We start from the raw sequence: 11,217 nt of genomic DNA, 5'->3' as shown, positions 1-11,217 counted from the left end.
ACCGGAGGGACCGCTACGGCGGTGTTAACGTTCGCGTTCACATCCCGGCAACGGCATGATCGCGATGCTCGGCGGCATGAGAAACAGGAAATCGTTCGTCGTCGCGGTCGCGCTGGCCGCCCTCATCGGTTCCGGGGCCACCGGCGCGAGCGCCGACCGCGCGGCCGGCGGCCGGCCACCGGCGTGCACGCCCCCGTCCGGCCCGTCCGGACCTCCGGCGCTGAAGCCGACCACCGTCACCACCATCGAGCAGGCGTACCGCTGCGTCTTCGCCAACTACTACAGCGGTCCGGTCCTGGACCCCCGCGCGCTGCTGGTGCCCGCGTTCACCGCGCTCACCCAGGAGTTGCAGCGCCGCGGGCTGGATCGGCCGAACGCGACGCTGCCGGCGCTCACCGGCCGCAAGGACGCCGACTGGGCCGCGTTCCGCACCGTCTACCAGAAGGTCGTCGACACGTTGCCGGCCGACCCCGAGGTACGGCAGGCGGTCGCGGAGGCGACGATGCGGGGCATGGTGAAGAGCCTCGACGACAACCACGCGAACTGGGGTCGTCCGACTCCTGACGGAGTGTCGCTCGGCGCCCGCCTCTCCGGCATCCGTCCTCCGGGAGTGGCCGATCCGGCGGCCACCCCGCCGGCCTTCGTCACCGACGTTCTTCCTGACGGCCCGGCCGCCAAGGCGGGGATCCGGCCGGGCGACGAGCTCGTCGCGGTCGACGAGGTGCCGCTCTTCGTCAACGGGGTGCTCTCCCAGGGGGTCCTTGACGGGATCATCAGGCCCCCGGCGGGGAAGGCGATCCGGCTCACCCTGCGCCGTCCCTCCACCGGCGGCACCGTCACCGCCTCGGTGACGCCCGCACCCGTCTCGGGACCGGAGCCGAAGGTCGAGTCCAGGCTGCTGTCCGGCGCCGTCGCCTACGTCGCGCTGCCGGCCTTCTTCCCCGGCGCGGCGGACAAGGTCCTGCAGGCCATCGCCTCCCTGCGCGAGCAGGCGACCCTGCGCGGGGTGGTGCTGGACCTGCGCGGCAACGGCGGCGGCAGCCCGCAGGAGGTCGCCAGGCTGCTCGGCGCCTGGTCGCACGGCAAGGCCACCAGCTACTGGTGCGACGTGCGCGACCGCTGCACCGCCAACCGGAGCGACGACACCGTGCCACTGCTGGGCCTGCCCCTGGTCGCGCTCATCGACCGCAACTGCGCCTCGGCGTGCGACTCCTTCACCAGTACGGTCAAGGATCTCCGCCTCGGCACCCTGGTCGGCACCCGTACCGCCGGCGCGGTGTCCGGCCCCGGAGCCGGCTATCTGCTCGACGACGGCAGCATCCTCATCCTGCCCAGGATCCACGAGATCGGAGCGAACCGGGAGGTCGTCAACACCATCGGCGTCGCCCCCGACCACCAGGCCCCGATGACCTCCGCGGACTTGTCCACCGGACGCGACCCGGGCGTCGCGAAGGCCCTGACCCTGCTGAAGTAGGCCCTCCTCGATCACGGAGCCCGGCGGTTGCCGGGCTCCGTTCCGGTTGAGGGGACGGGGAACCTCACGGTCAGCTCAAGGCCGCCACCGGGGTTGGGCCGGGCGGCGAGAGCGGCGTGGTGGGCCCGGGCGATCGAGGCCACGATGGACAGGCCGAGACCGGCGCCGTCGGCGCTCCGGGTCCGGGAGTGCAGCCTGCGGAACGGCTGGAACAGCTCGGCGATCCGTTCGGCGGGCACGTCCGGGCCGGTGTTGCGGACGGTCAGCACACCCGCCTCGGTGAGACCGACGTGCACGGTCCCGCCGGGACGGTTGTAGCGGACCGCGTTCTGCAGCAGGTTGGTCAGGAGCCTGCCGAGCAGCACCGGGTCACCCGCGACGGCGACCGGCCGGGTGTCCGAGGTGATGACGACACCCATGACGGCACCGTCGGCGGCCGTCTCCTCGACCGTCTGGCGGATCAGCGCGTCGAGGGCCACCGGCTCCATACTGTCTGGGCCGTGTTCCGCCTGGGCGAGCAGGAGCAGCGAGTCGATCAGCCGCTCGGTCCGCCGGTTGGCGGTCAGCAGTTTCTCCCGTACCGGGATCAGCCGGGCCGGCAGCGGGTCGTCCAGCCCGATCTGGATCGCGGCCCGCTGGACGGCCAGCGGGGTCCGCAGTTCGTGGGCGGCGTTGGCGATGAAACGGCGCTGGCTGTCCACCGACCGTTCCAGCCGTTCCAGCATCGCGTCGAAGGTGTCGGCGAGGTCGGTGAGCTCGTCGCGGGGACCGGCCAGCGCGATCCGCTCGTGCAGGTTGGACAGGGAGAGACGGTGCGCGGTGGCGGTGATGTGCCGCAGCGGGCTCAGCATCCGCCCGGCCAGCCACCAGCCCGCGGCCACCGAGACGACGGTGAGCACGGCGATCACGATCGCGCTGACGGTCCACTGGTACCGCAGCACCGCACCGGACAGAGCGTTCATGGTGTCGACGACCTCGGGCCGCACCAGGCACCCGGGGCACCCGGGCGCCCCGGGTGCCCTCGGCGCGGGTAATTCGCCGAAGGGCGGAAAGTCCTCCACGACGGAGCTGACCCGGCTCTCCAGCGCGCTCGTGAGCAGCAGGTTCACCACGATGAGCAGGATCGTCGAGGTGACCAGGAACAGGCCGGTGTACAGCAGGGTGAGGCGCGCTCGTACCGTGCCGAAGGGTTTCCAGGCCGCGTGCCGGGTCACGGCGAAGTTCCCAGACCGTATGCCGGGTCACGGCGGACATCCGGCGCCGCGCGTTCCCAGACCGTACGCCGGGTCAAAGCAGGTACCCGGCGCCCGGCACGGTCCTGATGCAAGGCGGGTCGCCGAGCTTGGCACGCAACCGGCTGATGATGACGCGCACCACGGTGGTGAACGGGTCGACGTGCTCGTCCCAGGCCGACTCCAGCAGCGTCTCGGCGCTCACCACGCTCCCGTTCGCCCGCATCAGCACTTCGAGCACCGCGTACTCCTTCAGCGACAGCCTCAGGAAGCGGCCGTCGCGGGAGACCTGCATCCGCTGGGGGTCCAGCACGATCCCGTGCCGTTCCAGCACCGGTGGCAGCGGCGCCTGGCTGCGCCGCCCCAGGGCCCGCACCCGCGCCACCAGTTCGGTGTAGTCGAAGGGTTTGGGCAGGTAGTCGTCGGCCCCCAACCCCAGCCCCGCGACCCGTTCGGGCACCGACGCGGCCGCGGTCAGCATCAGGATGCGGGTACGTGCCCCGGCCCGCACCAGATCCCGGCAGATCACGTCGCCGGGTATCCCGGGCAGGTCCCGGTCCAGCACCAGCACGTCGTAGTCGTTGACGGCCAGCCGTTCCACCGCGGCCTCGCCGTCGTAGACCACGTCCACCGCCATCGCGTGCCGCTGCAACCCCACGGCCACCAGGTCGGCCAGATCCCGCTCGTCCTCCACCACCAGTATCCGCATGATCGAAGTCGTATCCGACCACCGGTAACAACGGCGTTAACGCCCGCGCCACACCTCTGTCGTCACCGCTTCCGGCATGTCCGCCGGTGGTCGTACGAGCTCATGCCCCGGTCCGTAGTTCTCCTCGTCGAGCCGGTCGAGACCTGGGCCTCGGTGATCTGCCCGCCGGTGGTCAGCGGTGGGTTCACTCGCGTTTCTGCAGGGTGTAGAGGCGGATCTCGATGCCGTCGGGGTCGGTCACCCCGCTGATCAGCCATCCGATGCTGGCCTCGGCGATTCCGGAGTGGGCGGCGCCGACGGCCTCGAGATGATCCGACCACTCCACCAGCGCGTCGTAGGTCGGCACGCCGAGTGCGACGGGGTCGAACCCCCGCAGTTCCCCGGCCAGCCGGGGCTCCTCGCGCAGCGCCAGCATCAGGGTGCCGTCCCGGTCGCGCAGCGCCACACCGCGCAGCACGCCCGCCTCGACGAACTCGATCGCCACGTCAAGGCCGAGCACCCGCCCGTACCACTCGATGCTCTTGCGCACGTCCGAGACCGGCAGTTTGACGTGGTGGAATCCGCCCAGGGCCGTCATCGGTCCCCCCTTCCCGGCCGGCGGAGGCGCCGACGCGGATATGAAGTTATTGAGATCACACTTTAAAGTGTGACCATAGTTCGGCGTCAGAGGTCAACGGCCGGAACCGAAGGTCCGCGCGGACCAGACTCCGCGTCGTCGAAGCCGCGCACGGGCTGTTCGTCACCCACGGCCACACCGGGACGACCTTTCAGGAGATCGCGGACGCCGCCGGGGTGTCGGCCCCGACCGTCTACTTCCACTGCGGCGACAAGGGCCGCCCCCTCAGGCACGTCGTCGACATCACCGTCGCCCTGCTCTCAGCGGACCTGTTCCTCGTCATGACCCGCGAATGCGCGTGGACCACGAAGCAGTGGGAGAACCGGGTCACGGGCCGGCTCGCCCACGCCCTGCTCCCGGCCCCCTGACCGGCGGCACCCGCCAGGCGCCGAGCCGCCGCCCCGGCCACCGTTCGCGGCGACGGGTGGCGGGTTCGGCGCGGCCACCTCACGAGGCACCTTTCCGCGTGGAATCGGGGAAGGGATCCCCGGCCCGCATATCCAAGATCTTTCGAAGCTTAGATCTTCGCAGCCGCCGACAACTCATCATCAACGTTTTCCATATTTCTATGCATATCCGCTTTTTTCGGCATAATTCAGCATTTATCTGCCTGGGGAGTGTGGTGGGAACGGGCTCGGGAATCATTCGGGAGTACTGACGGACTAGCTGGCAACGCGAGATCCCTGGATGGCGACACACGCTGGATCTTGGGGGTGCACGGTGTTCGGATTGCGCGAGCTGGGCTCAGGCCTGGGTTACCGGGCCGAGCTCGCAGAGATGATCGACCAGCATGCCGACCGGATCGACTGGCTGGAAGTGATCACTGAGCACTTCCTGTTCGCCCCGGCCGACAGGCGGGAACGGTTGCGCGCGCTGGCCACCCGGTTCCCGATCGTGCCGCACGGGGTGGAGATGTCCATCGGGTCGGAGCGCGAGGTCGACGGGGACTACCTTGACGCGCTGGCGGCTCTGGTCGCCGAGGTCGACGCGCCGTGGTTCAGCGACCATCTCTGTTTCACCCGGACCGATCAGGTGGCGCTCGGGGTGCTCGTACCGCTGCCCCGTACCCGGGAGACGGCACGCCGGCTGGGACGCCGGGCGCAGAAGGTGCAGGACGCGGTGGGGGTGCCGTTCCTGCTGGAGAACATCACCTACTACGTGGATCTGGCCGGCCCGCTCAGCGAGGCGCAGTTCATCGCCGAGGTGATGGAGAACTGCGAGTGTCATCTGTTACTGGACCTGACCAATCTCGACATCAACGCCCGTAATCACGATTTCGATCCGCTGGAGTTCCTCGGCACCATCCCGGTGGAGCGGGTGGCGCAGGTGCACCTGGCGGGCGGTGAGGACTCAGGCGACGGCGAGCCGTCCCTCGACACCCATGGTGGACCGGTACCGCCCCGGGTGTGGGAGCTGCTGGCCGAACTGGTGGGCCGCACCACCGTTCAGGCCACCCTGGTGGAACGGGACCGGAACTTCCCCGATGATCCGTACGAGCTGCTGGCGGAGATCGACCGGGCCCGGACCCTCCTGGCGGGGAGCGTCTGATGGGCCTGCTGGAGGCCCTGGCCGCGGTGCTGACCCGCGAGGCCGAGCTGGCGACGTTGCGTGAGCACCCTGCCCGGCTGCGGCACCGTTACGGGCTGAGCGACGCCGAGCTGGCCATGCTGGCAGGCGCCTCCCCCGCGGGATTCCGGGTCACCGGCGAGAGCGTCCGCAGCAAGCTGGTACAGAAGGTGACGGCCTGCCTGCCCGCCACCGCCGCCGAGCTGAAGGCCCACCATCCGGAGCTGCTGGACGGGTTCGCCGCCGCCACCGTTCGCCGTCCGCGACCGGGCGAGGGGGTTGTGGATTCCGGGGAGGCCGGGCAACTGGTGACGTGGATCGACGGCCGGGTGCCGGCGCCACTGGTTGACTTCGCCCGCTATGAACTGCTGTGCGGGCAACTCTCCGGTGACCGGCGGGCCGCCCAGGCAGCCGGAGAACCGGTCCGCGCGCCGGACGGACCGGTACGTGGGATGCTCGGCGTCTCCCCCACCGTCCGGACCGCCTCCTTCGATCACGACGTCACCGCCGAGGTGCCGCCCTCGCGACTGCCCGCCCGGCACACGTCGATCCTGCTGCAACGCCGGTGGGGTGAGCCGGCCATCCGGGTCTACCGGATCAACGACGCCACCGCCGCCCTGCTGAGCCGCTGCGACGGCACCCGGAACGTCGCGGAGGTGATCGCGGCGGTGATCGCGGAGGTCGGCGCCGACTCCGACCAGGTCACCGGCATGCTCACCCGGTTCGCGGCGGCCGGCGTGCTGAACCTCACACCTGACCGTTACTGAGAGGGCTCCTGGAGGGCCATCCCCATCAGGCTCCGCGCCGACCTCACCGAGGTCACTCGAACGGCGCGGAAATCGGCCCGGCAACGGGTCGTCGAGCTGTGGTCCGCCCACAGCGGGTCACACTGTGAAAGGAAGCCCATGAGCACAGAGACACCGGTCGATGTCAGCACCGATCAAACATTCGTGTTCGAGCCCATCGTCGATCTCACCTCCGACCAGGCACCGGACCACTGTGGTGGGAGCAGATGCAGCCGATGTGGTCATTAGCCATAACCATGGCAACGGCTAGAAGAGGAGCGGGGCGTCGACAACCCCGCTCCTCTTCCAGTTGCCGTGGCCGGCCGGTTCACGCCCGGGGAGATCTCGTGGCCGAGTCCAGTACGCGGTTTCCCGGAAGCCGCCGGAACAAACAGAAATCCCGGGGAAATTGGCTTCGCCCATACCTACTTCAAGAATGAGAAAGCGAGCAATCAGATCCCTTGCCGTAAACGGTTCGCCTTATATCGTGCCTGGTGCCCATGGCCGCCAAGTGATTCACACTCGCGGCCATTCAGAGGAGGAACCCATGTACGGCAAGCGACAGCTGATGGTTCTCGGTCCGGCGCTTCTCGCGGTCCTGACCCTCGGACCGGTCTCGATCTCACCCGCCTCGGCCGCGCCGGACCCCGCGTCACCGGCGGTGAGCACCCTGCCGGCCAGGGTGACGGAGCCGACCCCACCGGCCAGGGACCCGAGAGGGGGGTACTGGAACGGCTACCGGGACGGCTACCGGGCCGCCGGCCAGGACTGCTCAAGGCCACGGGCGAAATCAGGAGAATTGCCCGGCCTCGCACTAAGAATAAGTGACTACGACAGAGGCTGGCTGGACGGCTACGACGACGGCTACGACAGGTTCTGCCGATAACCACGAACAGCAGAACCGCACGGTCAAACGCGTCTCACCGGTCGGACCGGCCGTGAACGAAGAAGCGGAGCTCCAGCCCAAGGACTTTCACGGGCTGAAGCTCCGCTGTTCGCGTACCCTGCCGTCGCTCGCGAAGTCCCCCTGACCAAAGGGCCGTTCGCCCCGACGCACGCGAGCACGGAACGGAGACCGGCACCCCTCACGGCACGGCCACGCCGGCCGTGATCGCGCGAGGGAGAGGGGCGGACCTCATCGGGGCATGCCCGGTCGCCCCCGAGGAGCGGTTCCGAGGGACCCGGATCGCCGCCGGCGCACACGACGTTCCCATGCCCGTTCGTGGGTGCGGTGTCGCGGATCGGCACGCCGCCCAGGCGGATCCGCAGGTTCGGACCGCTCATCACCGCATCAGGGACACCGTCGATCTTCGCTCCCCCTCCCCAGGTCGATGTCGGCCTTTCCGGATCTTCTTCGTGAACCCACAGAAAACGGTCACCATAGATCATCTGCTCACTCAAGTGAACATCTCATTGCATTTAGTTAGATTTCCCTATATATATGCCTGCAGAGGTTGGACCTCTGGACGTCTGGCGAAGGGAACGACGTGGTCATCCGTGAGAACCTCGCGGCCAAGGTGGCGGCCGAGCTGCGTGTCTTCATCGCGGACGACCTTCAGCCGGGTGCGCAGCTCCCCTCGGAGAAGGACCTGGCCGAGCGCTGGGGCGTGAGCCGCACCACCCTGCGTGAGGCGCTCTGGCTGCTGTGGAGTGAGGGCCTGCTGGTCAGGCGGTGGGGTGTGGGCACGTTCGTGGCCGACAGCTCCGAGCCGGTCGTGATCGGCTCCAGCTCGATCATCCCGATCCGGGACGCGATCCGCTCGGCCGGGCACGAGCCGACGGTGTCCCACGGCCGGGTCGAGCGGGTCGGCGCCGACGCCGAGGTCGCCCAGGCCCTCGCGCTGGACGGGGTGGCCACCGTGTGGCGGGTCGACCGGGTCTTCGACGTGGACGAGACCCCGGCGGTCTTCCTGCGCGACTACGTGCCCACCCTGCTCAACGGGCGCGAACTCGACCTCACCCCGCTGACCGATGTGAACGTCGACCTGCTGACCCTGCTGTCAGGGATGGGACGGACCCGGGTCATCCGGATGGAGGTCCAGATGGAGGCCGCGGGAGCCAGCGGCGAGATCGCCGCCCTGTTGAAGGTGGCCCCCGGCACTCCCCTGCTCCGCGCCGTGCAGTCCAGCTACAGCGAGACCGGGCACCCAGTGATCTTCAGCGACATTCACTACCGGACGGACACGGTCCGACTGAGATTCGTCCGTACGGCGCGCACCTGACCGCCCCCGCTTTTCACGATTCACCTTCAAGATCCACGGAGTCCTCATGTCCACGAGGCGTTTTCACCCGTTTTCAGTAGCTATCGGAGCCATCGCACTGTTCGCAGTTGCGGCCTGCGGCAGTAGCACCACCCCCGCCGCCGACGGCGGCACCGGGACGAGCGCGGCGCCGGCGACGGTCCGCATCGCCACGAACAACTTCCTGCTCGGCACCCAGATGTGGGTGGCCCAGGAGAAGGGCTACTTCGCCGAGGAGAAAATCCAGGTGGAGTCGCAGATGTACCAGGAGGGCATCGACGGGGTGAAGGCCGTCGTCGCCGGCCAGGCCGATCTCGCGCCGGCGCTGGACTTCGCCGCGCTGAGCGCCGCCTCCGACAGGCTGCGGATCCTGGGCGCGATCGCCTCTCCGGCACCGGGCTTCCACAAGCTGGCCGTGACGAAGGGGATCTCCGGCGCCAAGGACCTCGTCGGCAAGCGCATCGGCTACGTCGACGGCACCCTGGAGTCGTACGTGACCATGAAGTACCTGGAGCAGCAGGGCATCGCGCAGAGCGACGTCAAGCTCATGTCCATGCCCGGCCTGTTCGAGATCGTCGGCGCGCTGAAGACCGGCCAGCTCGACGCGGCCTGGATCTGGGCGAACGGCGTCGACCAGGCGACCGCCGACCCCAACATCACGATCATGACCGACGACAAGTCGGTGCGCCAGGTGCAGTCGATCTTCCTGGTCGGCGGGACCGACTTCGTGGCCAAGAACCCCGCCGCGGTCGAGGGCGTGCTGCGGGCGTACCAGAAGGCCACCGACCTGGTCACCGCCGACCCGGCCGAGGCCGCGCGGATCGTCGCGGCGGGCACCAAGGGTGACGTCAAGGCGCTGGAGACCGGCATCCCCGGCCAGGGCTACGGGCTCGGGCTCAGCAAGGACCAGATGGAGCAGCTGGTCAACCTGCAGAAGTACCTGGTCGACATCGGCAAGCTCACCGGCGTCACCGACGTCTCGCAGATCGTGGACCTCACCGCCATGCGGGCCGTGGCCGGAGAAAAGGTCGAGGTCGACAAGTGACCGGCGTCGGTCGGAACGAGGCCGTCTCGTTCCGCGACATCGGCATCGACTTCACCGGAGGCCGCGGGGACTGGGTCCTGCGGCACCTGGACCTGACCGTCGACGCCGGTGAGTTCTTCGTGATCGTCGGCCCCAGCGGGTGCGGCAAGTCGACGCTGCTCCGCCTGATCGCGGGCATCGCCGACGCGACGGAGGGCGACGTCCGCACGCCCGAGGGGCCGGTCACCCGGCCGGGGGCGGACCGGGCGATGATCTTCCAGAACGTCGACGTGCCGCTGATGGAGTGGCTCACCGCCAAGCAGAACGTCGAGTTCGGCCTGCGCATGCAGGGCCGTCCCCGCGCGGAGCGCTCGGCCATCGCCGACGACTACCTGCGCAAGGTCGGGCTGCAGAACGCCGCGGGCAAGTACCCGCACGAGCTGTCCGGCGGCATGAAGCAGCGCGTGCAGATCGCCAGGGTACTGGCGGTCTCGCCGGGTATCGTGCTGATGGACGAGCCCTTCGCCGCCCTGGACGCCCAGACCAGGAAACTCCTCCAGCACGAGGTGTCGCGCCTGTGGCGGGAGGAGGTGCGGACGGTGATCTACGTGACCCACGACATCCGCGAGGCCGTACTGCTCGGCCAGCGCATCGCGGTGATGTCCGCGCCACCGGTGTCGGGGATCAAGAGCATGTACCAGGTCGACCTGCCCTACCCGCGCGACGAGTTCTCCCCCGGATTCGTCGAGCTCGCCCGCCAGGTCGAGATCGACATCGAGGAGGAGGTGAACAAGCTGTGGGCCGACTCCGCCGTTCCTCGCTCTACTCGGTAGCCGCCGTGGTGGCGTTCGTCATCCTGTGGCAGCTGGCGACGCTCGGCACCGACCCGACGCTGTTCCCGCCGCCCACCACGGTGGCCGACGCCGCGGTCGAGCTGATCTCGAACGGCACGCTCGGCAGCGCGATCCTGATCAGCCTGCAGCGGGTCTTCCTGGGCTGGATCCTCGGATCGGTGATCGCGATTCCGCTCGGCATCCTCGCCGGGACCTCGCGGGTCGCCAGGGCCATCGTCGATCCGTTCATTCACTTCTTCCGGTTCGTCCCGGCACTCGCGCTGGTGTCGGTCTTCATTCTCTGGTTCGGCATCGGGGAGGCGTCGAAGGTCAACCTCGTCGCCTACTCGGCGGCGTTCATCGTGATGGTGAACACCGCCAGCGGCGCGGCCTCGGTGCACCCCGACAAGCTCAACGCGGCGCGCAGCATGGGCGCGGGCCGGGTCACCCTGCTGCGGGCCGTGGTGTTCCCCGCCACCGTCCCGCACATCTTCACCGGTATGCGGCTGGCGCTCGCCAACGCCTTCCTGGTGATCGTGGCGGCCGAGGCCCTCGCGACGCAGAACGGCATCGGCTTCCTCATCTGGAACGCGCGCACCTACTTCAGGACCGACCAGATCTTCGTCGGCATCCTGTGCTTCGGAATCCTCGGCTTCATCGTCGACCGGCTCTGGAAGCGCATCGGGTCGACGTTCCTGCGCCGTTACCTCTTCTCCGCGGGCGGCTACTGATGTCACA

Annotated in this window: 11 protein-coding genes and 1 pseudogene; 9 read left to right on the top strand and 3 right to left on the bottom strand. The window is 69.0% G+C overall.

Going from position 1 to position 11,217, the window contains the following annotated elements; genetic code table 11:
- The first annotated feature begins 76 nt into the window (after positions 1-76).
- Complete coding sequence (locus tag ABT061_RS03840) at positions 77-1,474, top strand: S41 family peptidase (RefSeq protein ID WP_350912329.1); 1,398 nt, start codon at positions 77-79, stop codon at positions 1,472-1,474.
- Between the two features lie 11 nt (positions 1,475-1,485).
- On the opposite strand, the gene ABT061_RS03835 is transcribed toward ABT061_RS03840, so the two are convergent.
- From ABT061_RS03835 to ABT061_RS03825, 3 genes are all read right to left on the bottom strand, one after another.
- On the bottom strand, positions 1,486-2,688 hold the full coding sequence (locus tag ABT061_RS03835) for a sensor histidine kinase (protein WP_350912327.1): 1,203 nt from the start codon (positions 2,686-2,688) through the stop codon (positions 1,486-1,488).
- A gap of 73 nt (positions 2,689-2,761) precedes the next feature.
- Complete coding sequence (locus ABT061_RS03830; protein ID WP_350912325.1) at positions 2,762-3,415, bottom strand: response regulator transcription factor; 654 nt, start codon at positions 3,413-3,415, stop codon at positions 2,762-2,764.
- 184 nt (positions 3,416-3,599) lie between these two features.
- Positions 3,600-3,992, bottom strand: a complete 393-nt coding sequence (locus tag ABT061_RS03825; protein WP_350912323.1) for a VOC family protein — start codon at positions 3,990-3,992, stop codon at positions 3,600-3,602.
- Between the two features lie 149 nt (positions 3,993-4,141).
- On the opposite strand from ABT061_RS03825, the pseudogene ABT061_RS03820 reads away from it, so the two are divergent.
- The 8 genes and pseudogenes from ABT061_RS03820 to ABT061_RS03785 form a co-directional block, all read left to right on the top strand.
- Positions 4,142-4,399 (top strand): annotated as a pseudogene (locus ABT061_RS03820) (TetR family transcriptional regulator); the annotation flags it as partial.
- A gap of 352 nt (positions 4,400-4,751) precedes the next feature.
- A complete protein-coding gene (locus ABT061_RS03815) occupies positions 4,752-5,579 on the top strand; it encodes an MbnB/TglH/ChrH family RiPP precursor modification enzyme (RefSeq protein ID WP_350912322.1) in 828 nt (275 codons plus the stop codon).
- Positions 5,579-6,364 carry a PqqD family protein gene (locus tag ABT061_RS03810; protein WP_350912320.1) on the top strand — a complete coding sequence of 262 codons (786 nt, stop codon included), beginning with the start codon at positions 5,579-5,581 and terminating at the stop codon, positions 6,362-6,364. The genes ABT061_RS03815 and ABT061_RS03810 overlap by 1 nt, the downstream gene beginning before the upstream one ends.
- Before the next feature lie 565 nt (positions 6,365-6,929).
- Entirely contained in the window at positions 6,930-7,268 is a 339-nt protein-coding gene (locus ABT061_RS03805; protein WP_350912318.1) for a hypothetical protein, read from the top strand.
- A gap of 601 nt (positions 7,269-7,869) precedes the next feature.
- Positions 7,870-8,604 (top strand): GntR family transcriptional regulator, encoded by a 735-nt coding sequence (locus ABT061_RS03800; protein ID WP_350912316.1) that lies wholly within the window; start codon positions 7,870-7,872, stop codon positions 8,602-8,604.
- Positions 8,605-8,650: 46 nt separating this feature from the next.
- Positions 8,651-9,667: an ABC transporter substrate-binding protein gene (locus ABT061_RS03795; RefSeq protein WP_350912314.1), complete on the top strand. Its 1,017-nt coding sequence runs from the start codon at positions 8,651-8,653 to the stop codon at positions 9,665-9,667.
- The gene (locus ABT061_RS03790) at positions 9,664-10,479 is read left to right on the top strand and encodes an ABC transporter ATP-binding protein (RefSeq protein WP_350912312.1); all 816 of its coding nucleotides are present in this window, start codon (positions 9,664-9,666) and stop codon (positions 10,477-10,479) included. Before ABT061_RS03795 ends, ABT061_RS03790 begins: the two co-directional genes overlap by 4 nt.
- Positions 10,443-11,210, top strand: a complete 768-nt coding sequence (locus ABT061_RS03785) for an ABC transporter permease (RefSeq protein ID WP_350912310.1) — start codon at positions 10,443-10,445, stop codon at positions 11,208-11,210. Before ABT061_RS03790 ends, ABT061_RS03785 begins: the two co-directional genes overlap by 37 nt.
- Positions 11,211-11,217: the final 7 nt, after the last annotated feature.

Source organism: Streptosporangium sp. NPDC002544 (assembly GCF_040295965.1).
GTDB lineage: Bacteria > Actinomycetota > Actinomycetes > Streptosporangiales > Streptosporangiaceae > Streptosporangium.
Note: the sequence above shows the minus strand (reverse complement) of the source record. Positions and strands in the feature narration are given on the sequence as shown.

Coding starts and splice junctions, on each gene's coding strand:
- ABT061_RS03840 (WP_350912329.1), top strand. CDS start 77: ATGAGAAACAGGAAATCGTTCGTCGTCGCGGTCGCGCTGGCCGCCCTC.
- ABT061_RS03830 (WP_350912325.1), bottom strand. CDS start 3,415: ATGCGGATACTGGTGGTGGAGGACGAGCGGGATCTGGCCGACCTGGTG.
- ABT061_RS03825 (WP_350912323.1), bottom strand. CDS start 3,992: ATGACGGCCCTGGGCGGATTCCACCACGTCAAACTGCCGGTCTCGGAC.
- ABT061_RS03810 (WP_350912320.1), top strand. CDS start 5,579: ATGGGCCTGCTGGAGGCCCTGGCCGCGGTGCTGACCCGCGAGGCCGAG.
- ABT061_RS03805 (WP_350912318.1), top strand. CDS start 6,930: ATGTACGGCAAGCGACAGCTGATGGTTCTCGGTCCGGCGCTTCTCGCG.
- ABT061_RS03795 (WP_350912314.1), top strand. CDS start 8,651: ATGTCCACGAGGCGTTTTCACCCGTTTTCAGTAGCTATCGGAGCCATC.